At 60.6% G+C, this 19,873-nt stretch carries 19 protein-coding genes and 1 tRNA gene; 5 read left to right on the top strand and 15 right to left on the bottom strand.

The annotated features are described in order from the left end of the window. Positions 1 to 36 precede the first annotated feature (36 nt). From SJY36_RS13490 to hemE, 5 genes are all read right to left on the bottom strand, one after another. Positions 37 to 1,353, bottom strand: coding sequence for a TRAP transporter large permease (locus SJY36_RS13490; RefSeq protein ID WP_037941225.1), 1,317 nt, complete (start codon positions 1,351 to 1,353; stop codon positions 37 to 39). Position 1,354: 1 nt separating this feature from the next. Next, positions 1,355 to 1,936, bottom strand: a complete 582-nt coding sequence (locus tag SJY36_RS13495; RefSeq protein WP_386175781.1) for a TRAP transporter small permease — start codon at positions 1,934 to 1,936, stop codon at positions 1,355 to 1,357. 95 nt (positions 1,937 to 2,031) lie between these two features. Then, a complete protein-coding gene (locus SJY36_RS13500; protein WP_037953934.1) occupies positions 2,032 to 3,066 on the bottom strand; it encodes a TRAP transporter substrate-binding protein in 1,035 nt (344 codons plus the stop codon). Between the two features lie 213 nt (positions 3,067 to 3,279). Continuing rightward, positions 3,280 to 3,356, bottom strand: a tRNA-Ile gene (locus SJY36_RS13505). A gap of 62 nt (positions 3,357 to 3,418) precedes the next feature. After that, positions 3,419 to 4,468, bottom strand: a complete 1,050-nt coding sequence (hemE, locus tag SJY36_RS13510; RefSeq protein ID WP_386175785.1) for a uroporphyrinogen decarboxylase — start codon at positions 4,466 to 4,468, stop codon at positions 3,419 to 3,421. A gap of 109 nt (positions 4,469 to 4,577) precedes the next feature. On the opposite strand from hemE, the gene hemC reads away from it, so the two are divergent. Both hemC and SJY36_RS13520 read left to right on the top strand, forming a co-directional pair. Further along, positions 4,578 to 5,531, top strand: coding sequence for a hydroxymethylbilane synthase (gene hemC, locus SJY36_RS13515; protein ID WP_005850014.1), 954 nt, complete (start codon positions 4,578 to 4,580; stop codon positions 5,529 to 5,531). A gap of 102 nt (positions 5,532 to 5,633) precedes the next feature. Next, entirely contained in the window at positions 5,634 to 6,200 is a 567-nt protein-coding gene (locus SJY36_RS13520; protein ID WP_005850016.1) for a fasciclin domain-containing protein, read from the top strand. Between the two features lie 107 nt (positions 6,201 to 6,307). On the opposite strand, the gene hemF is transcribed toward SJY36_RS13520, so the two are convergent. From hemF to clpS, 4 genes are read right to left on the bottom strand one after another with little or no spacing between them, the layout of a single operon-like run. Next, positions 6,308 to 7,201, bottom strand: a complete 894-nt coding sequence (gene hemF, locus SJY36_RS13525; protein ID WP_386175789.1) for an oxygen-dependent coproporphyrinogen oxidase — start codon at positions 7,199 to 7,201, stop codon at positions 6,308 to 6,310. A 27-nt stretch (positions 7,202 to 7,228) separates the two neighbouring features. Next, positions 7,229 to 8,029, bottom strand: a complete 801-nt coding sequence (locus SJY36_RS13530) for an SDR family NAD(P)-dependent oxidoreductase (RefSeq protein WP_180828153.1) — start codon at positions 8,027 to 8,029, stop codon at positions 7,229 to 7,231. A 29-nt stretch (positions 8,030 to 8,058) separates the two neighbouring features. Next, positions 8,059 to 9,051 carry a class I SAM-dependent methyltransferase gene (locus SJY36_RS13535; protein ID WP_289081630.1) on the bottom strand — a complete coding sequence of 331 codons (993 nt, stop codon included), beginning with the start codon at positions 9,049 to 9,051 and terminating at the stop codon, positions 8,059 to 8,061. Positions 9,052 to 9,054: 3 nt separating this feature from the next. After that, positions 9,055 to 9,396, bottom strand: a complete 342-nt coding sequence (gene clpS, locus SJY36_RS13540; protein WP_005850026.1) for an ATP-dependent Clp protease adapter ClpS — start codon at positions 9,394 to 9,396, stop codon at positions 9,055 to 9,057. A gap of 90 nt (positions 9,397 to 9,486) precedes the next feature. Here clpS and SJY36_RS13545 point away from each other — a divergent pair, with 90 nt between their 5' ends. Both SJY36_RS13545 and SJY36_RS13550 read left to right on the top strand, forming a co-directional pair. Further along, the gene (locus SJY36_RS13545) at positions 9,487 to 10,179 is read left to right on the top strand and encodes an HAD family hydrolase (RefSeq protein ID WP_037966822.1); all 693 of its coding nucleotides are present in this window, start codon (positions 9,487 to 9,489) and stop codon (positions 10,177 to 10,179) included. Between the two features lie 245 nt (positions 10,180 to 10,424). Then, complete coding sequence (locus tag SJY36_RS13550; protein ID WP_037941210.1) at positions 10,425 to 11,933, top strand: D-alanyl-D-alanine carboxypeptidase family protein; 1,509 nt, start codon at positions 10,425 to 10,427, stop codon at positions 11,931 to 11,933. Between the two features lie 11 nt (positions 11,934 to 11,944). Here SJY36_RS13550 and SJY36_RS13555 read toward each other — a convergent pair whose 3' ends face one another. From SJY36_RS13555 to SJY36_RS13575, 5 genes are all read right to left on the bottom strand, one after another. Further along, the gene (locus SJY36_RS13555) at positions 11,945 to 13,543 is read right to left on the bottom strand and encodes an ABC transporter ATP-binding protein (RefSeq protein WP_009825375.1); all 1,599 of its coding nucleotides are present in this window, start codon (positions 13,541 to 13,543) and stop codon (positions 11,945 to 11,947) included. Further along, positions 13,540 to 14,646: an ABC transporter permease gene (locus SJY36_RS13560; protein ID WP_037941205.1), complete on the bottom strand. Its 1,107-nt coding sequence runs from the start codon at positions 14,644 to 14,646 to the stop codon at positions 13,540 to 13,542. The genes SJY36_RS13555 and SJY36_RS13560 overlap by 4 nt, the downstream gene beginning before the upstream one ends. Before the next feature lie 5 nt (positions 14,647 to 14,651). Next, a complete protein-coding gene (locus SJY36_RS13565; RefSeq protein WP_005850034.1) occupies positions 14,652 to 15,740 on the bottom strand; it encodes a microcin C ABC transporter permease YejB in 1,089 nt (362 codons plus the stop codon). Positions 15,741 to 15,749: 9 nt separating this feature from the next. Then, the gene (locus SJY36_RS13570; protein ID WP_386175796.1) at positions 15,750 to 17,699 is read right to left on the bottom strand and encodes an extracellular solute-binding protein; all 1,950 of its coding nucleotides are present in this window, start codon (positions 17,697 to 17,699) and stop codon (positions 15,750 to 15,752) included. 187 nt (positions 17,700 to 17,886) lie between these two features. Further along, complete coding sequence (locus SJY36_RS13575) at positions 17,887 to 18,396, bottom strand: c-type cytochrome (RefSeq protein WP_386175799.1); 510 nt, start codon at positions 18,394 to 18,396, stop codon at positions 17,887 to 17,889. A gap of 132 nt (positions 18,397 to 18,528) precedes the next feature. Here SJY36_RS13575 and SJY36_RS13580 point away from each other — a divergent pair, with 132 nt between their 5' ends. Then, positions 18,529 to 19,377: a prephenate dehydratase gene (locus tag SJY36_RS13580; RefSeq protein WP_005850039.1), complete on the top strand. Its 849-nt coding sequence runs from the start codon at positions 18,529 to 18,531 to the stop codon at positions 19,375 to 19,377. Between the two features lie 23 nt (positions 19,378 to 19,400). Here SJY36_RS13580 and SJY36_RS13585 read toward each other — a convergent pair whose 3' ends face one another. Further along, positions 19,401 to 19,868 (bottom strand): SRPBCC family protein, encoded by a 468-nt coding sequence (locus SJY36_RS13585; RefSeq protein ID WP_386175802.1) that lies wholly within the window; start codon positions 19,866 to 19,868, stop codon positions 19,401 to 19,403. Positions 19,869 to 19,873 lie beyond the last annotated feature (5 nt).

The following is a 19,873-nucleotide window of genomic DNA, read 5'->3' on the forward strand; positions in this document are numbered from 1 at the left end:
ACGCGGCCCTTTTTCATGTCACATCGCTGTGTCCCTTCAGGGCAGCAGGAACAGCGTGATCGCGGGGAACATCACCAGAATGATCACCCGCACGATGTCGGAGCCGACAAAATACATCACGGCCTTATAGGTCTCTGTCATCGGAGTTTCACGGTCCATCGAGTTGATGATGAACAGGTTCATCCCCACCGGCGGCGTGATCAGACCGACCTCGACCACGATCAGCACAAGGATGCCGAACCAGATCGCCAGATGCTCTGTGCTCATCCCGAAATCCATCGCCGAGATGACGGGGAAAAAGATCGGCACGGTCAGCAGGATCATCGACAGGCTGTCCATCAGGCAACCGAAAACGAGGTAGAAGACAAGGATCACGACCAGCACGAACCACGGGCTATAGCCCTGCCCCACGACCCAGTCAGCCATGAATTGCGGCACGCCCGACAGGGCCAGAAAGCCGTTATAGAACCCCGCCCCCAGCACGATGAAAAAGATCATCCCCGTGGTTTTGGCCGTGCCCATCAGGCTTTCGCGCAAGACCGCCCAGTTCAAACTACCCGCCAGCAACGCCGCCAGACCGGTGCCCGCAGCGCCCACAGCAGCGCCTTCGGTCGGGGTGAACCACCCCAGATAGATGCCGCCCACGACGACGAAAAAGATCACCAGCACCGGCCATGTATTCGCCAGCGCCTTGAAGCGGTCCCCCATGGGCACCGCAGGGCGCACGCCCGCGGATTTGGGGTTCAGACGCACGTAGATCGAGATCGTGATAACATAGCCGATGGCCGCCAGCACACCGGGAAGGAAGGCCGCCAGAAACAGCTTGGCGATATTCTGTTCTGTCAGGATCGCATAGATCACCAGAATGACCGACGGCGGGATCAGGATGCCCAATGTCCCCCCCGCGGCCAGTGTCGCGGTGGAAAACCCGCCGGAATAGCCATAGCGGCGCAGCTCGGGCAGCGCGACCTTCGACATGGTCGCCGCTGTCGCCAGCGAGCTGCCGCAGATCGCGCCAAAGCCCGCGCAGGCCCCCACGGCCGCCATCGCCACACCCCCGCGACGATGCCCCAGAAAGCTTTCTGCTGCTTTGAACAGGGCTTGGCTCATCCCCGATAGGGTCGCAAATTGGCCCATCAACAGGAACATGGGAATGATACTCAGCGAATAGCTGGAAAACGTCGTATAGGTCTCGGACTTGAGCTTTGACAGCAGCGGCGTGGGGTTACCCCCCATTGCCAGATACCAGCCGCCAAACCCGCACAGCAGCATCGCCAGCCCGATGGGGGCGCGCAGAAAGATCATCAGCAGCAGCACAGGAAAGGACCAGAAGCCCAGTTCTAGGTTGGTCATTTTAGTGGGCCCCTTGTTCGCTGGGAAGAATATCGGTGCCGCGGATCGCCTCTATCAAGCGGATCACGGCGCAATAGACGGACACAACACTGGCAATCACGCCGGACGCAAAGCTGGCGGCATAGGCCCACCACACCGGAAATTGCAGGAACAATGTCGTCTCGCCATTGCCAAGATAGCGTTGCATCCCCTCGTAGAGACGCCAGATGATCAGCACGATCACCGCGGCCAGAACGATCTCCCAAAAGGCCATGATCCAGCGGTTCACCCGCGCCGGCAGGAAAGAGGTAAACACATCCACCGTGGCATGCGCGCCGTAATACTGGCAGATCGGCAGGAACGAGAAGATGGCGAAGGCGACCCCCGCCTCCAGCAATTCGTAATTGCCGTTGATCTCGCCGATGCCCATGTCAATCAACCCCTGTGACAGGCCGGTCAGCTTCTCCTGAAAGAAGGGGCTATGCAGCATCTTGTTGACCGTGCGCCCGATGATAGAGGCCGTGGTCATCAGCACCAGCGCCATCAGCACCAGCCCTCCAATCACGGCGGTAAAGCGGGCAAGAAAATATATCAGCCGACGCATGGTTCTCTCAATCTTGTCTAGGTATTTTGGGGTGTATCAAGCAATCAGGCCCGCGGCGCAGGGATGCACCGCGGGCCTGCTATCGTTGTCAGGGATTATTTGCCGTAGGCATCCATCAGTTCACGCGCTTCGTCGATCAGCGCCTGACCGTCGATGCCCTTGCTGTCCATATCGGCAATCCAGCTGTCATAGATCGGCTGCGACGCGTCGCGCCAGACCTGGGTCTCTTCTTCGTTCAGCTCGACAATGTTGTTGCCCAGATCAACCGCGACCTGACGCGCAGGGCCATCGGCATCCGCCTGCGTGCCCCCCGCAAAGACCGAGAATTCCAGACCGGAGTTTTCATCCAGAACCTTTTTCAGCTCATCCGACAGCCCGTCATAGCGGTCCTTGTTCATCGCCAGCACGAAGGTCAGCGTATAAAGTGCGGCACCGTCAAATTCGGTGTGGTTCTTCACCAGTTCCGGCACTTTCAACGATGGCGTCACTTCCCACGGGATCGTGGTGCCGTCGATCACGCCCTTGGACAGACCTTCGGGAATTGCCGGAACCGGCATGCCCACTGGCGTCGCGCCGGTAATCTCGAGCAGCTGGTTCACCAGACGCGACCCGCCGCGAATCTTCAGACCCTGCATATCGTCGGGCGACCGCACCTCGGTGTTGGTGTGCAGCATGCCGGGGCCGTGAACCCATGTGCCCAGAATATGTACGTCCTTGAACTCGGTGTCTTTCATGTGCTTTTCGAACATCTGCCAATAGGCAGAGCTCGCCGCGCGGGCATCGGTGACCATAAAGGGCAACTCGAACACTTCGGTCGTGGGATAGCGACCGGGGGTATAGCCCACCACGGTCCAGACGATATCGGCCACACCGTCAATCGCCTGATCCATCAGCTCCGGTGGCTTCCCGCCAAGCTGCATGGAGGGGTAGCGTTCAATCTTGATCTTGTTGTCGCTGGCGGCTTCGACCTTATCGGCCCAGACATCCAGAATAAGTTTGGGCACATTGGCCTGTGGCGGCAGGAACTGGTGCATGCGCAGGGTGACCTCTTGCGCCATCGCGCCGGTCGCGCTCATGCCAACGGCAAGGGCCGCACCCGCGATCCCCATCAGGGTTCTTCTCATCATCATTCTAATCTCCCGTGTTCAGTCAAAACGGACCGCTCTGTTGCCGAGCAGTTCCGAGCCTTTAGCTGAGTGACACTCTGACACCAGCGACAGGGGATTATCAATCACCTCCGGTACAAGCAGATGAAAAACACGCAGCTCGGGAACACGACACACGACGGGCCATGCTGAACAACAGCTAACCTACAAAAGTCATATCTGTGCGGGGGGGGGAGATGGTGGCGTTACCTGGATTTGAACCAGGGACCTAACGATTATGAGTTGTTCGCTCTAACCAACTGAGCTATAACGCCATCGGCGCTCCGAGTATGACAGGCTTCGGCCCCCGTCAAGAGCCAAAGCCAATCTTATTTGATTATTCGCCCTCGCGCACCGTATCAATCATGCGCTGCACGTTGTCAGGGTCGGCATCCGGCGTGATCCCGTGGCCAAGGTTAAAGATATGCGGGCCCTTGGAAAAGGCTTTGACGATCTGCCGCGTCTCATCCACCAGCGCCTGCCCGCCGGTAACCATATGGGTCGATGCAAGGTTGCCCTGCACGCAACCGTCCACCTGCACATGTTTGGCCGCCCAATCCGCCGAGACGGAATTATCCAGCGCCACACAATCCACCCCCGTAGCCTTGGCGAACCCGATGTATTTATCGCCGGCCTCGCGCGGGAAACCGATGATCGGAATACCGGGATGGCGCTTCTTCAGCTCTTGCGTGATCTCGCGCGCAGGGGCCAGCGCGTATTTCTCGAAAGCATCGCCCGGCAGCGACCCCGCCCAGCTGTCAAAGATCTTCATCACCTCGGCACCTGCGTCAATTTGCGCAGACATATATTCGATGGTTGCCTTGGTAATCAGGTCCAACAGCTTCTCGAACAGGGCGTTATCCTGGGTGCGCAGCTGATGCGCAGGCCCCTGATCCTTGGTCCCCTGCCCCGCGATCATATAGGTCGCCACAGTCCAGGGCGCACCGGCAAAGCCGATCAACGTCGTCTCGCGCGGCAGTTCACCGGCAAGGTTGCGCACCGTCTGATAGATCGGGTTCAACGTCTCGTGGATATCGCCCACCGGCCGCAGCCGGTCAAAATCCACCTGTGTGGTGACCGTGGACAGGCGCGGCCCTTCGCCGGTGACAAACCACAGATCAGCGCCAAGTGCCTGCGGTACAAGCAAAATATCCGCAAATAGGATCGCCGCATCAAACCCGTAACGACGGATCGGCTGCAAGGTGACCTCGGTCGCCAGCTCGGGGTTGTAGCACAAAGACAGGAAATCCCCCGCCTGCGCCCGCGTCGCCTTATACTCGGGCAGATAGCGTCCGGCCTGCCGCATCATCCAGATCGGCGGCACCGGCAGCGTCTCTCCGGCCAATGAACGCAGAATGGTTTTGCTTTGCGTGTCGGTCTGCGGCATCGGGGATTCCTACTCTTCAATGGTTTTGTCTTAGGTCAAGATGTAGCGCCGCGATGTCAAGGCAATGGCACCGCTTGTCAGATCAAATCCACACCCCTAAAGAAGGGCCATGACTGTGAACCTGCCCACCCCCGAAAACCCCATGCGCATCGGCACCCGCGGCTCGCCACTGGCGATGGCCCAGGCCTATGAAACCCGCGCCCGTCTGGCCGCCGCGTTTGAGATCCCACAGGCGGCGTTTGAAATCGTCGTGATCAAAGTCACCGGCGATGTCATTCAGGATCGCCCGCTCAAGGATATCGGCGGCAAGGGCCTGTTCACCCGCGAAATCGAAGAAGACCTGCTGGCAGGCAAAATCGACATCGCCGTGCATTCGATGAAAGACATGCCCACGATCCAGCCGGGGGGCCTGCTGCTTGATACCTACCTGCCGCGCGAAGACCCGCGCGACGCCTTTGTCGCGCCCACCCTGTCGGCGCTGGACCAACTCGCCGAAGGCGCGGTTGTCGGCACCTCCAGCCTGCGCCGCCGTGCGCAGCTGCTGCACCAGCGTCCCGACCTGCAGGTCGTCGAATTCCGCGGCAATGTGCAGACGCGGCTTAAAAAGCTCGCCGATGGTGTGGCCGAATGTACCTTCCTCGCCGTGGCCGGTCTGAACCGTTTGGGCATGCAACACGTCCCCGCCACGCCGATCGACGATACGCTGATGCTGCCCGCGGTCGCGCAAGGGGCCATTGGCATCGAACGCCGCGCCGGTGACCTTGATACCGAAGCCATGCTCGCCGCGATCCACGACACCCCCACGGGCCAACGTCTGGCCGCCGAACGCGCCTTTCTGCTCACGCTTGACGGATCCTGCGAGACACCGATTGCGGGACTGGCCACGCTGGACGGCGACACGCTCCACCTGCGCGGCCAGGTCCTGCGCCCCGACGGGTCAGAGGCGATTGCCGGCGACCGCAGCGGCCCTATTGCGCAAGGCGGTCAGATGGGCGTCGATCTGGCGCAGGACCTGCTGGCCCAGGCAGGGCCCGGCTTCTTCGACTGGCACGTCAAAGGATAACATCCAAAATAAATTCGCGCTCTGTTTGAAACTAAGCGCAGCATGGCCCCGTTGCTTCGGCATGATCAACAAATGATCACGATATAAACCGAGGAGAACACCATGACTTTCGCTAAAAAGATGATGACCGCAACCGCAGCTCTGGCCCTGACTGCTGGTGCGGCTTTCGCCGACGAGATGAAGAACCCCATGGTCGGTGGTGCTGAAATGTTCGCCGACAAGAACATCGTTGAAAACGCCGTGAACTCTGCCGACCACACCACATTGGTTGCTGCTGTGAAAGCTGCCGGTCTGGTTGATACCCTCGCAGGCGAAGGCCCCTTCACCGTGTTCGCCCCCACCAACGCCGGTTTCGACCGTCTTGAGCCAGGCACCGTCGAAATGCTGGTCAAGCCAGAGAACAAAGAGCGTCTGACCGAAATCCTGACCTGCCACGTGGTCGGCAAGGCCGTGATGTCCGACGCGCTGCAAGGCATGATCAAGGACGACGGCGGCGAGCACCCCGTGCCGACACTGGGCGGCTGCACGCTGCAAGCCTCCTACGCCGATGATGGCCGCATGAAGCTGGTGGATGAAAACGGCAACGCCGCCTTCGTAGAGATCGCGGACGTCAAACAGTCCAACGGTGTGATCCACGTTATCGACGGCGTGATGCTGCCAAAGCAATAAGCTGATACCAGTTTAGACGAAAAGGCCCCCGACCTGAACGGTCGGGGGCCTTTTTCATTCCAAATGGCAGCTATCCCGGGGGAGCCCGCAGGGCGGGGGCTGGCCCCCTAGATCCACTTCGCCAAAGGCGGCAGGCTCATAAGAACCGCATTGGCGTCATGGCCGGTCTCCAGCCCGAATTTCGTACCGCGGTCATAGACAAGGTTATATTCGGCATAAAGCCCGCGATGCACCAGCTGCGCTTCTTTGTCCGCCTCTGACCAGTCTTGCGTGATCCGCTTTTGCACCAGCGGCAGATAGGCGGGCAGGAAGGCGCGGCCGATATCCTGTGTCAGGGCAAAATCCGCCTCCGAATCGCCTGTCGCGTGATCGTCCATAAAGATACCGCCGACCCCGCGCGCGCGGTGACGGTGCGGGATATAGAAATACTCGTCCGCCCAGGCCTTCAGCCGCGGGTAGAGATCGCTGCCATGAGGGTCCAGATGCGCCTTTTGCACAGCGTGGAAATGCGCGGTGTCTTCGTCATATTCGATGCAGGGGTTCAGATCGGACCCGCCGCCAAACCAGCTGGCATGGGGGGTCCAGAACATGCGGGTGTTCATATGGACCGCCGGGGCATGGGGGTTCTGCATATGCGCGACCAGACTGATGCCCGACGCCCAGAACCGCGGGTCTTCGGCCATGCCGGGGATGCCCTTACGCGCCGCCATCGCGACCTGCGCACGCTCTCCCAAGGTGCCGAACACCGTAGAGACGTTGACGCCGACCTTTTCGAACACACGCCCGCCACGCATCACGCTCATCAGACCGCCGCCCGCGTCACTGCCGTCGTCGCTGCTGCGTTTGGTGGGGGTCACCTCGAACGTGCCGGGCGCGGCATCCGACAACGGGCCCTCGGCGTGGTCACGCTCCAGCGTTTCGAATGCCTCCACGATCTGGTCGCGCAGGCTGCGGAACCACTCAGCGGCGCGGGTCTTCTCCGCCTCGAAATCAACGGTCATGCGCAAAGCCTTTCGTTACTGCGTACTCTAGTGTGCCGGCGCGTCCACCGCGTCCAGCAAGGACCGCCCCCCGTCCACAACGATCACTTCGCCGGTCAGGAAGCTGGAGCTGTCGGCGGCAAGATACTGGATCGTGTCGGCCAGCTCTGACGGCGAAGCGATGCGCCCCAGCGGCGTGTGGTTGCGGATGTCGTCGCGCCACTCGCGGTTCTCGGCGCAGGACGCTTTCAGCGACCCGCTCATCACCGACCCGAAGGCCACAGCGTTCACCCGGATGCGATGCGGGGCCAGCGTCAGCGCCATCGACCGCGTCATCTGCTCAAGCGCTGCCGCCGCCATGGAATAGGCCATCAACTCTGGCCGTGTGTGCCGCGAGGTGGTCGAGCTGAGGTTGACGATGCTGCCTACGCTGCCCTCTTCCTTGCCCTCGGACTGTTTGATCATGCGTTTGGCGACCTGCTGCGTCAGCTGCATCGCGGTCATCACGTTTTCCTGCCACAGGGTTTCAACGCTGGTGTCATCACTGTCCAGCGCATCCGTCGGCAGGAACTGCCGCGAGGCATTGACCAACACGTCGACCTCGTCGAAAGCGTCAATGGTGGCAGAGACGAGGTTCGCAATCGTCAGCCGTTGCCGCAGATCGCCCGCGAAAAAGCGGATGTTGCCGTCGTCCTTGGCATCGCCCAGCTGTTCGACCAGCGCTTTCTCGTCGATGTCGGCACACATCACATTTGCGCCCTTGTCGGCGAATTGCCGGGCAATCGCCAAACCGATGCCGTTCGCGGCCCCGGTGACGATGACGCTTTTGCCAGAGATTGAGAATGACATAAATCGTTCCTTAATCAGGCGCGGCCCGCCTATCGGCGTTTGCGCAAAGGCCGTGCCGCGTGAAACAGTTTGAACCGCGCATCGCCGCCGATTTCCTCGACATGGGCGAAACGGGTTTTCAGCTCTGCCTCATAGGGCAGATGACGGTTCGCGACCATCCACAGCTTGCCTTGTGGCGACAGGATGCGTGCTGCCGTGGCAACAAACGCCTGCCCGATCTGCGGTTCAGCCGCGCGACCGATGTGGAAGGGCGGGTTCATGATCACGCTGTCCATGCGGTGGGGCGGCTCCCAGCTTGTGGCATCCTCCCATGCAAAGGACGCGCGATCATCGGTGACATTGCGGCGCGCACATTCCAGCGCCATATGTCCCGCTTCAACAAGATAAAGGTTCTTGATTTCAGGCCGTGTCAGCGCGTGGGCCGACAAAAAACCCCAACCGGCCCCCAGATCGGCAACCTCGGACCCGAGCTTCTCGGGCAAGGCATCCACCAGCAACGCCGAGGCCAGATCGACACCATCGGCGGAAAAGACCCCCGGCGCGGTCCAGAACCCGCCTTCGGTCAGCTCCGGCCCCTGACGCCAGTCGGAAAAGAACTCCGCCGCCGGTTCCGAGATCCAGAACATCTTGCCGTGGGCCTTCGAGATCGGCCCCTGCACGGTCACACGGTCGCGCATCTCGCGCAGGACACTATCGGCACCGTCGGTCTTTTGCCCGTCGATCACAACGATCCCGTCGCAGACCTCGCAGGCGGCGGCGATCACGGCGCGGGCTTCGGCCTTGGCGCGTGGCAGGCAGACGATACAGGCCGCATAGCGGTCCTTGATGGTGCGCACGACATCATAGCCGCGCGCGGCCCATGCGTCATAATCCGGTTTGAAATCGTGGATAATCTGCACGCGGTCTTTGTCCAGACCTGGCAAATCACTGTCACGGGGGGGCTGAAAGACGGCAATCGTCCCTTCAGCTGGCAACTCAAGACCACCGCCGTCAAGCGCCAGTTGCAGACGTGCATCAATCACGTGTTATTCTTCTTTTTCCATGGTGCATTGCAGCGGGTGCTGGTGACGCCGGGCGAAATCCATCACCTGCGCAACTTTGGTTTCCGCGATCTCGTGGCTGAACACGCCCACGACCGCCAGCCCTTTTTTATGCACGGTCAACATGATCTCGAAGGCTTGGGCATGGTTCAGCCCGAAGAAGCGTTCAAGCACGATCACCACAAATTCCATCGGGGTGAAATCGTCGTTCAACAGCATCACCTTGTACAAAGGCGGCCGCTTGGTCTTTGGTTTGGTCTTGGTCAACAGATCGGTTTCGTCGTCGTCCCGGTCTTTGCCCGCCATCATAAGATCATCAAGGCGCATTGCTGCTCCTGCCTGAGAAGTCGTTTCAAGTGAGTCGTGTAGGCGTCTATATAACCCTAAAGCAGAATTAGAAAAGAGGGCGCGCCAAAGATGGGCAATCCGCTAACGACCATCGGTTTTGATGCCGATGACACTTTATGGCACAACGAACGCTTCTTTGCTTTGACACAGGTCAAATTCGCGGAACTTCTTGCCGATTACACCGACCGCGACAGCCTGATGGACCGGCTGCTGGAGGCAGAGCGGCGCAACATCCCCCACTACGGCTTTGGCATCAAAGGGTTCACCCTCTCGATGATCGAAACCGCGATAGAGGTCACCGAGGGCCGCGTGCCGGCCGATGTCATCTCCGAACTGCTGGCGGCGGGGCGGGATATGCTGGCCCATCCGGTCGAACTGCTGCCGGATGTGCGCGAAACCCTCGAAACCCTGCAAGACGACTATCGGCTGGTGTTGGTGACCAAGGGCGATCTGCTGGATCAGGAACGCAAGCTCGCTGAATCCGGGCTGCGCGATATGTTCACCGCGATTGAAATCGTGTCGGACAAGACCCCGCAAACCTACCAGCGCATCTTTGATACCCACGGCGACGGCCCGGCCCGCGGCATGATGATCGGGAACTCCATGAAATCGGACGTGGTGCCGATGATCCACGCGGGCGGGCATGGCGTCTATATCCCCCACGGCGTCACCTGGGCGCTGGAGCACGCCCCCGCCCCGAGTGATTCGCCCCGCTTCCACCAGATCACGCGCCTGTCCGAAGTGGCAGAACTGCTGCCCTGATCGCCGCTGTATTCTCGCCTTACCTTCGCTGCGTTGTCGCCCAACTCTTGCCACATTCCCGCCACAATCGCCCCTATAGTGGCGGAGTTTTGGGCACACGCTATATGTGCTGCGCGGAAATCGCCGCTTTTCCGGGCTGCACCACATCGAACGCCTTTATCGAAAACACGTCCTATGGTAACCTTACCTTAATAATAATGGTCAGTTGAAAAATCGACGGCCGAGGCAGAGCAAAGGCAGTTATGATGAGAGTGCGGCGTGTGCAGCCAGCCCGGTATGGGCTATTTATTCTTGCGGCTATATGGATCTTGCTGATCCTGCCGCTCAGCGCAATGGCGGCCCCTTACGCCGCCTATGTGATCGACGCCCGAACCGGCGAAGTGTTGCACTCCCGAAACGCGGATACCCGTCTGCACCCGGCCTCCCTCACCAAAATGATGACACTTTATATCGCATTCGAGGCGATTAAACGTGGTGAGATCTCGCTCGACAGCAAGGTCAAGATCACCAGCCACGCGGCGTCCGAACCGCCCAGCAAATTGGGGCTGAAATCGGGCCAGACCATCGCCCTGCGCTACCTGATCCGCGCCGCGGCCGTCAAATCTGCCAATGACGCCGCCACCGCCATCGGGGAAGCCATCGAAGGGTCCGAAGCCAAATTCGCTCGCCGCATGAACCGCACCGCCAAGGCGCTTGGCATGACCAACACCACCTTCAAGAACGCCCACGGCCTGACAGAATCCGGCCACATGTCGACCGCACATGACATGACCATCATGGGCCGCCACCTGCTGTATGATCACCCCGAATACTACAACCTGTTCTCGCGCATCACTGCCGACGCGGGCGTGCGCAAGGTCAGCCACACCAACCGTCGCTTCCTGTCGTCCTACAAAGGCGCCGACGGGATCAAGACCGGCTACACCCGCGCCGCTGGCTTCAACCTCACCGCCTCGGCCGAACGGGGCAATGAACGCATTATCGTGACCGTCTTCGGCGGCACCTCCACCAGCGCGCGGAACGCCAAAGTGGCCGAGCTGATGGATCTGGGCTTCCGCCGCGCCCCCTCCAGCGCACCGCTGAAAAAACCCTCCAAACCTGCTTACGCCGATGTCGAAGATACGCCCGTTGCATCCGACGGGGCCGCGGGCAAGGTCATCCGCCTCGTGGGGGCCGTCACCACATCCAAACGTCCCACATTGCGTCCGGGCCACCAGCCTCAGGTCGTGGTTGCCACCGCAGAGGTGCCCCAAGCGACCTCGCCGATCCTGAACTCGGACATCACCGCCGCGCTGAAAGAGGCGCAGAAAACCGCGCCGCCCGTCGTCGCAGAGGCCCCTGCCCCGACACCGGAACCCGCAGCAGAGGCGGAAACCCTGCTCGCCTCGGTCTCGGTCCGGCCCACGCTGCGCCCCTCGGCTGCCGCATCGCTGGTTGAAACCGCCGCGGTCAAACAGGTCACACCCAAAGCGCCCCCCGCCCCCGAGGTCATCACCCGCGTGTCGACATCTGGCGGCCGTCACTGGGGCGTGAATGTGGGCCGCTACCCCAGCCGCTATGCCGCCGAGAAAGTGTTGCTGAAAACCGCATTGTCCGAAATCTCGACCCTCGACGGCAGCCTGCGCAAAGTCGTGCGTCGCCCACAAGGGTTCGACGCCAACTTCCTTGGCATGACCCGCGAGACAGCCGATCTGGCCTGCCGCCGTCTGGTCGCCCGCAATGTGAACTGCTTTATGATCGGGCCAAGCTCTTAAGCTTGGCCTGCTCAGGTCGTCGCCTGTAGCAAGGTGCGCGTATAGTCGGACTGCGGATTGTCATACAGCGTATCGACATCGCCATATTCGACCACGTCCCCCCGCTTCATCACCATCACCTTATGCGACATCGCGCGCACGACCTTCAGGTCGTGGCTGATGAACAGATAGGCCAGCCCGTATTTGCGCTGCAGATTGCGCAGCAGGTCCACGATCTGCACCTGTACGGTCATATCCAGCGCCGAGGTCGGCTCGTCCAGCACCAGCAGCTTGGGCCGCAGCACCATCGCCCGCGCAATCGCGATCCGCTGACGTTGCCCGCCGGAAAACTCGTGCGGATAGCGGTCCATCGTGGCCGGGTCCAAGCCCACCTCGATCATCACATCGCGTACCAGTTCGCGCGGATTGCGGTCGGGGTCCACCTTATGCACGCTCAGCCCTTCGGCAATGATCTGCATACAGGTCATCCGCGGCGACAGGCTGCCGAACGGATCCTGGAACACGATCTGCATATCCTTGCGCAACCGCCGCAACTGCCGCGTGGACCAACTGCGCACGTCCTGCCCCATAAAGCTGATCCCCCCTTCAGAGGAGATCAAGCGCATGATCGCCAGTGCCAGCGTCGTTTTGCCCGACCCGGATTCACCCACGATACCAAGGGTTTCCCCCGCGCGCACCGACAGCGACGCGTCGTTTACCGCCTTCACGTGATCCACCGTCTTGCGCATGAACCCCTTCTGGATCGGGAACCAGACCTTCAGATGATCGGTGCTGGCGATCACCTCGGCATCGGGTGCAACCGGGTCCGGTCGGCCCGATGGCTCCGCCCCCAAAAGCTTGATCGTGTAGGGGTGCTGCGGGTTGTCAAAAATCTCGTGCGTGGGGCCGTGTTCGACAATCTCGCCCTGTTTCATCACGCAGACGCGGTCGGCAATGCGGCGCACGATACCCAGATCATGGGTGATGAACAGCAGGCCCATGCCTTCGCTGTCTTTCAGCTCTTTCAGCAGGTCCAATATCTGCGCCTGAATGGTCACGTCCAAGGCCGTGGTCGGCTCATCCGCGATCAGCACATCGGGCTTGTTGGCCAACGCCATCGCGATCATCACCCGTTGACGTTGCCCACCCGACAGCTGATGCGGGTAGGCACCCAACCGGCTTTCCGCATCCACGATCCCGACCTTGTCCAGCAGTTCAAGGATACGCGCCCGCGCCTCGGCCCCCGCCACGCCCTGATGCAGCGCCAGCGATTCCGCCAGCTGCTTTTCGATCGTATGCAGCGGGTTCAGCGAGGTCATCGGCTCTTGAAAGATAAAGCTGATGTCATTGCCACGCACCTTGCGCAGCAGCTTGTCGCTCGCCCCGACCATCTGCTGCCCGTCATACAGCACCGATCCCGACACCTCGGCACTGTCGCCCAACAGCGATACGGTGCTCAGCGCCGATACCGATTTACCCGAGCCGGACTCCCCCACCAGCGCCACGGTCTCCCCGCGCTGCACGGCAAAGCTCACGCCCTTGACCGCATGGGTCAACGCGCCTTCCTGACGGAAGGAGACGCGCAGGTCATCCACTTGCAGCACCGCGGCGTTCTGGGTCGAAGGCGTCATGAGAACGTCTTTCTCGGGTCAAAGGCGTCGCGGATCCCTTCAAAGATAAAGATCAGCAGCGACAGCATGATGGCAAAGGTGAAGAATGCGGTGAACGCCAGCCAGGGCGCTTGCAGGTTCTGCTTGGCTTGCAACGTCAGCTCGCCCAGGGACGGGGCCGACGACGGCAGGCCGAAGCCCAGAAAATCAAGGATCGCAAGCGTGCTGATCGTGCCGGTGATGATGAACGGCAGCATCGTCAGCATCGCGACCATCGCATTGGGCAGCATGTGGCGGAACATGATCGTCATATTCCCCACCCCAAGCGCGCGCGCTGCACGCACATATTCAAGGTTCCGTGCGCGCAGGAATTCGGCCCGCACCACACCCACCAGCGACGTCCAACTGAACAGCACCAGCAAGAACACCAGCAGCCAGAAACTGCGCCCCAGAATGGCGAACATGATGATGATCACATAAAGCGACGGGGTCGAGGTCCAGATCTCGATCACGCGCTGGAAGATCAGATCCGTCCAGCCGCCAAAGAACCCCTGCACCGCCCCCGCGATGATCCCGATCAACGATGCCGCCCCCGTCACAATCAGGGTAAAGATGATCGACAGCCGGAAGCCATGAATGACCCGCGCCAGCACGTCGCGTTTGGTGCCATCGGTGCCCAGCAGGTTCTGCCCGTTCGGCGGCAGCGGGGCCGCGCCGGGCCGGTCCACGGCGGTGTCAAAGCTATAGGGGATGGGCGGCCAGATCGACCAGCCCGCCGAAATCGCCTCGCCCGCAACCTCGCCATCCTGCGCGTCCTCGATGATCCCCTCGGGGTCGTCCAGACAGTCGATCAACCCGCCCGAGGCGATCAGACATTGCACTTCGGGGTCGCGGTACACCGCTTCGGTCAGGAAATCACCGCCGAACTCGGTCTCGGGGTAGAACTTGAAGATCGGCATGTAATAGTCGCCGCGATAGTTCACGAGGATCGGTTTGTCGTTGGCCACAAATTCAGCGAACAGCGAGATGCCAAACAGGATCGCAAAGATCCAAAGGCTCCAATAGGCGCGGCGGTTACGGGTAAAGTTACGCCAGCGGCGTTGGTTCAGCGGGGATAGCGCCATCGGGTTCAGCCCTCGCGTTTTTCAAAGTCGATGCGCGGGTCGACGACCACATACATCAGGTCAGACAGGATACCGACCAGCAGACCGATAAGGCCGAAGATGAACAGCGTGCCGAAGACGATCGGATAATCCCGCGCGACCGCCGCCTCGAACCCCAGACGGCCCAGCCCATCAAGGCTAAAGATCGTCTCGATGATCAGCGAGCCGCCAAAGAACACACCGATAAACACCGCTGGAAAGCCCGCGATCACGATCAGCATCGCGTTGCGGAATACGTGGCCGTACAACACCTTACGCTCTGACAGCCCCTTGGCCCGCGCCGTGACGACATATTGCTTCTTGATCTCGTCGAGAAAGCTGTTCTTGGTCAGCAACGTCAGCGTCGCAAAGGCCGAGATGGTCGAGGCCAGCACCGGCAGCGTGATGTGCCAGAAGTAATCCGCGACCTTGCCCAAGGGGCTCAGCTGGTCAAAGTTATCCGAGGTCAGCCCCCGCAGCGGGAATATCTGCCAGTAGGACCCGCCCGCGAACAGCACCAGCAGCAGGATCGCGAACAGAAAGCCCGGGATCGCATAGGCGGCGATAATCGCGCCCGATGTCCATGTATCAAAGGCCGTGCCATCCTTGACCGCCTTGCGGATGCCAAGGGGGATCGACACCAGATAGGCAATCAACGTGGACCACAGCCCCAGCGTGATCGACACGGGCAGCTTTTCCTTGATCAACTCGATCACGCTGATCGACCGGAAGTAGCTGTCGCCGAAATCGAACCGCATGTAATTCCACAGCATGTTCACGAACCGCTCTACCGGCGGTTTGTCGAAGCCGAACTCTTTCTCAAGCTCTGCGATGAATTCGGGCGGCAGGCCCCGTGCGCCAACGTAATTCTCGTTGCCGCCGGTATCTGCGGCATTCCCCGCATCCGATCCCCCGCCAGAGAACCCTTCGAACACGTCACCACCGCCCTGAATACGCGCGATCGCCTGCTCAACAGGGCCACCCGGCACAAACTGCACCAGTGCAAAGTTGATCAGCATGATCCCAAGCAACGTCGGTATGATCAGCAACAGCCGTCGAAGAATATATGCGCCCATGGCCGGCGTTTACCTCAGTGCGCCTGCAGCGCGCAAGGCGTCTGCTTTATCGGCATTGTACCACCAGAAATCGAGGTAGCCCAAAGCGTAAGGCGGCTGCGTTTCGGGGTGTTCGTACTGGTCGTAATAGGCGGTCCAGAAACTGTCGTTATACCAGGTCGGGATCATGAAAAATTCATAGCGTAGTGCCCGATCCAGCGCCATCAGGCTGGCGTCCTCTTCCTCTTTCGTGTCGGCGGCCAGCGACGCGGTCACAATCGCATCTACCAGCGGGCTGGCAAGCCCCGCAGGGTTGAACAGCGAATAGGCCGCCGCCTCTGACCCATAGCGTTGTTCCAGCCCGGTGCCTGTGCCCAGAAACGCCCCATAGCTGTCATAGACCATGTCGTAATCACGGTCCCGTTCGCGGGCCGTGTATTGGGAACTGTCGACTTTCTCGAGCACGGCATCAATGCCCATGTTCTGCAAATTTGACGTAAAGTTTTCGATCACCGCCGACAGCGTCGCCGACCCCGAGGAGTTCAGCAAGAACCGCAACTGCAAGGGTTTTCCCTGCGCATTATAGCGTTTGCCGTCATCGCCCACGGCCCAACCGGCCTCGTCCAGCAGCTTCATTGCGCGGCGCAGGTTGCGACGGTCCGACAGACGGCTCGCATCCGACGTATGCGGCACCACCGCGTCTTGCGTCAGCAGTTCGGGCGGCACGACATCGCCAAGGCTTTCCAGCAGCGCCAGTTCCGCCCCTTGGGGTGCGCCCGTGGCCATCAGGGGCGTGTCCTGCGTAAAGGACGCCCGCTGTTTGAACAGCCCGTATTGCAGCGATTCATTGGTCCATTCAAAGTTGAACCCCAGGGCCACGGCCTCGCGCACGCGCTTGTCCTGCAAGACCTCGCGGCCAAGGTTGAATACGATGCCCGAGGGCGTAGGAGGCGACCCGTCGGGGATATCCTCTTTCACCACCTGCCCCGCGGTCACCTTGGGGAAGTCATAGGATGACGCCCATTGTTTCGAGCTGCCCTCGGTGCGGAAGGTATATTCACCCGCCTTGAAGGCCTCGAACGCGGAATTCTCGTCACCGAAGTATTCAACGCGGATTTTATCGAAATTGTTGCGGCCCACGTTGAACGGCAGGTCCTTGCCCCAGTAATCGGGGTTGCGTTTATAGACGATGCGACGGTTCACATCGATGCTGTCGATCATATAGGGGCCGGACCCGGGCGAGGTTTCCAGCCGCGATTCGTCGAGCCGCGCGCCGGTTTCCTCGTACCATTTTTTCGACCACGCCGGCACGCCGCCGACCTGTTCGATCAGGCTGCGCCGGGACACGCCGGGGCTGAAATAGAACTTGATGGTGTAATCGTCGATCACCTCGACCTTGGGGATCAGCTTGCGCACTGCATCGGCATAGGATTTCAGCCCCTGATCCAGCAGCAGGTTGTGGCTGAAGGCGATGTCATGGGCCGTCACCGGATCGCCGGTCGAGAATTTGGCGTCCTTGCGCATGTGGAACACCACCCAATCCTTGCTCTCGGGGTATTCAAGGCTCTCGCACAGCAGGCAATAGGCTTCGCCGTAAACATCGGCGGGCACGATCTCTCCGCCGACGCCCTCACCGAGCAGGCTTTCATACATCACCGTGCTCAACGCACCGCCACGACCCTTGCGCGAATAGGGGTTCATCGAATCAAACGTCCCGAGGGTAGAGATCGAAATCTCGCCGCCCTTGGGGGCGTCGGGGTTCACATAGTCGAAATGGGTGTAATCAGCGGGGTATTTCAGATCGCCGTAAAAGGAATAGCCATGCGCGGTGATGATCTTGTCACTGCCCTGCGCGGCGTCATCCTGCCCCCAAGCGGCACCGCCCAGCATCGCGGCCCCGAAAACAAGCAAGGCCGCGCCAGCGACGCGCAGCATGGGGGTTTGCGATTTTGTGTCAGCACGGGCATGGGTCCGGGGCATCGGGCGTATCCTTTATAACAACAGGCGATAGACAAGGGTCGTCGCGGCAGATCACTGCCGGATACACGCTAACGGCCCGACCGCCCAAGTTACAAGTTGCGAATATGTTACCTGACTGAAAACAGGACACTTCACAGCAAAAGGCCGCCCACGAGGGGGCGGCCTTGCAATCGGAATATGGGGTGGATCAGTTGTCCAGGCTGTCGAGATAGGCGATCACATTCGCCCGGTCTTCGATCTTGGGCAGACCCGCGAAACCCATTGTGGTGCCTGGCGCGAAACCGGCAGGCTTGGTCAGGAAGGCGTTCAGGTTCTCGGGGGTCCATGTCTCTGCCGCTTTCTCAAGCGCGCCGGAGTAGGACGCATACCCGTCAGCGGAATCAACCGGACGCCCGACAACACCGTAGAGGTAGGGACCAACCGCATTCGTACCATCCTCAACCTTGTGACAGGCCGAACATTTGCGGAAAACCTTTTCACCCTTGGCCGGATCAGCGGCCGCCATGATCTCGGCGAAATCGACTTCTTCAGCGGGCTCACCGCCACCAGAGGCGTCTGCCACTTCAATGACATAGCCTTGTTCGCCATGCGCTTCGGCATGATAAAGCTCTTCGCCCGCGAATTTGCCAAGCAGAAGGACAAGCCAAGCGCCAAACAGGCCGGCAGCGATTTTGGTAACGGTCATTGTATCGAACATGCGTGAAGGTCCATCGTTGGTATTCGGGCATCGTATTGCAGGCGTATCTATTGCTTTCCCTTCGTCGGGGCAAGGTGTAGTTACCGCGACCAAACGCCATAGTTGGCAACGGCTTGAAGAAGGATGCCCCTGATGACCAGTAAAACCGCGCCGCGCATCGCTTTTCAAGGTGCTTTGGGGGCCTATAGCCACGAAGCCTGCCTGCAAGCCCGCCCCGACATGATCCCGGTGCCCTGCATGACCTTCGAAGGGGTGATCCGCGCCGTGCGCGAAGGCCGCGCCGATCTGGCGATGCTGCCGGTCGAAAACTCGACCTACGGGCGGGTTGCGGACATCCACCGGCTGTTGCCGCAAAGCGGGCTGCGCATCATCGCAGAGGCTTTCGTGCGCGTGCGCATCAGCCTGATGGCCCATGACGGCGTGAAGCTCGAAGACATCAAACACGTGCGCGCGCATATGGTGCTGATCCCGCAGGCGCGCAGCTGGCTAGACGCCCATGGCATCACCTCAGAGGCAGCGGCGGACAGCGCAGGGGCTGCGGCAGATCTTGCAGTGTCGGAGGAACGCGATGTCGGTGTGCTGGCAAGCGAGGTCGCGGCGGATATTCACGGGCTCAAGGTGCTGGCCCGCGACATCGAGGATCTGGACCATAACACCACCCGCTTTTTGCTGATGTCGCCCGAGCTGGACCGGACCCGCCGTGCGGAAAACATGCTGACCACCTTTGTCTTTCAGGTGCGCAACATCCCGGCAGCACTTTACAAGGCCATGGGCGGTTTCGCGACCAATGGCGTCAACATGACCAAGCTGGAAAGCTACATGGCGGGCGGGTCGTTCACGGCGACACAGTTCTATGCCGATATCGAAGGCCACCCCGAAGACCCCGCCGTTGCCCGCGCGCTGGAGGAGTTGGCGCATTTCACCAACTTCATCGATATTCTGGGCGTCTACCCCGCGCATCCCGACCGTCACGGCCAGTAAGCGCGGTAACCAGCGCCCCCCCCCTAGCGGGGTTTGTGGTAGCGGTCTTCCATGTCCTTGGCGTAGTCGCCGACACGTTTCTTGAACTTCTTGGTCAGCGAATTCTTGGCCAGTTTCAACGACTGCACCAGCAGACGGGCCGACAGGTTTTGCGGCTTGAGCTCTAGCGCGACCATGATGCGCGTGCGGCTGCGTGACAGGGCGACGAGATCAAAGCTCATATCGCCGGTCAGCCCCTGCGAACGGGTGTTCAGCTTCATTTCGGTCGGGCGGTCAAAACGGTCCATCTCGATCTGAAGCTCGCGTCGTTTGCCGCGCATGTCAAAGGCAGCTTCCCACTGCATCCCCGGTCCCGCTTCTGCGAGCCGGTCCACGCGCTGCACCTCTGCGCCGCGGCGCATGGCGGCGCGTTCGAACTGGTCAAATTCGCACAGCATGTCGAATACCGCATCAATCGGCGCGTCGATGTCTTCTTTGGTGGAAAATTTCATGTTCT

Origin of the sequence: Sulfitobacter sp. R86518 (genome assembly GCF_042466275.1) — a bacterium.
Taxonomy (GTDB): Bacteria; Pseudomonadota; Alphaproteobacteria; order Rhodobacterales; family Rhodobacteraceae; genus Sulfitobacter; species Sulfitobacter pontiacus.

Excerpts from the sequence above, each read along its gene's own strand:
- SJY36_RS13495 (WP_386175781.1), bottom strand. The coding sequence starts at position 1,936 with ATGCGTCGGCTGATATATTTTCTTGCCCGCTTTACCGCCGTGATTGGA.
- hemC (WP_005850014.1), top strand. The coding sequence starts at position 4,578 with ATGACTGTGAACCTGCCCACCCCCGAAAACCCCATGCGCATCGGCACC.
- SJY36_RS13570 (WP_386175796.1), bottom strand. The coding sequence starts at position 17,699 with ATGCCCCGGACCCATGCCCGTGCTGACACAAAATCGCAAACCCCCATG.
- SJY36_RS13575 (WP_386175799.1), bottom strand. The coding sequence starts at position 18,396 with ATGTTCGATACAATGACCGTTACCAAAATCGCTGCCGGCCTGTTTGGC.
- hemF (WP_386175789.1), bottom strand. The coding sequence starts at position 7,201 with ATGACCGTTGATTTCGAGGCGGAGAAGACCCGCGCCGCTGAGTGGTTC.
- SJY36_RS13565 (WP_005850034.1), bottom strand. The coding sequence starts at position 15,740 with ATGGGCGCATATATTCTTCGACGGCTGTTGCTGATCATACCGACGTTG.
- SJY36_RS13545 (WP_037966822.1), top strand. The coding sequence starts at position 9,487 with ATGGGCAATCCGCTAACGACCATCGGTTTTGATGCCGATGACACTTTA.
- SJY36_RS13490 (WP_037941225.1), bottom strand. The coding sequence starts at position 1,353 with ATGACCAACCTAGAACTGGGCTTCTGGTCCTTTCCTGTGCTGCTGCTG.
- SJY36_RS13555 (WP_009825375.1), bottom strand. The coding sequence starts at position 13,543 with ATGACGCCTTCGACCCAGAACGCCGCGGTGCTGCAAGTGGATGACCTG.
- SJY36_RS13580 (WP_005850039.1), top strand. The coding sequence starts at position 18,529 with ATGACCAGTAAAACCGCGCCGCGCATCGCTTTTCAAGGTGCTTTGGGG.
- SJY36_RS13560 (WP_037941205.1), bottom strand. The coding sequence starts at position 14,646 with ATGGCGCTATCCCCGCTGAACCAACGCCGCTGGCGTAACTTTACCCGT.
- clpS (WP_005850026.1), bottom strand. The coding sequence starts at position 9,396 with ATGCGCCTTGATGATCTTATGATGGCGGGCAAAGACCGGGACGACGAC.
- SJY36_RS13550 (WP_037941210.1), top strand. The coding sequence starts at position 10,425 with ATGAGAGTGCGGCGTGTGCAGCCAGCCCGGTATGGGCTATTTATTCTT.
- SJY36_RS13530 (WP_180828153.1), bottom strand. The coding sequence starts at position 8,029 with ATGTCATTCTCAATCTCTGGCAAAAGCGTCATCGTCACCGGGGCCGCG.
- SJY36_RS13585 (WP_386175802.1), bottom strand. The coding sequence starts at position 19,868 with ATGAAATTTTCCACCAAAGAAGACATCGACGCGCCGATTGATGCGGTA.
- SJY36_RS13520 (WP_005850016.1), top strand. The coding sequence starts at position 5,634 with ATGACTTTCGCTAAAAAGATGATGACCGCAACCGCAGCTCTGGCCCTG.
- SJY36_RS13500 (WP_037953934.1), bottom strand. The coding sequence starts at position 3,066 with ATGATGATGAGAAGAACCCTGATGGGGATCGCGGGTGCGGCCCTTGCC.
- hemE (WP_386175785.1), bottom strand. The coding sequence starts at position 4,468 with ATGCCGCAGACCGACACGCAAAGCAAAACCATTCTGCGTTCATTGGCC.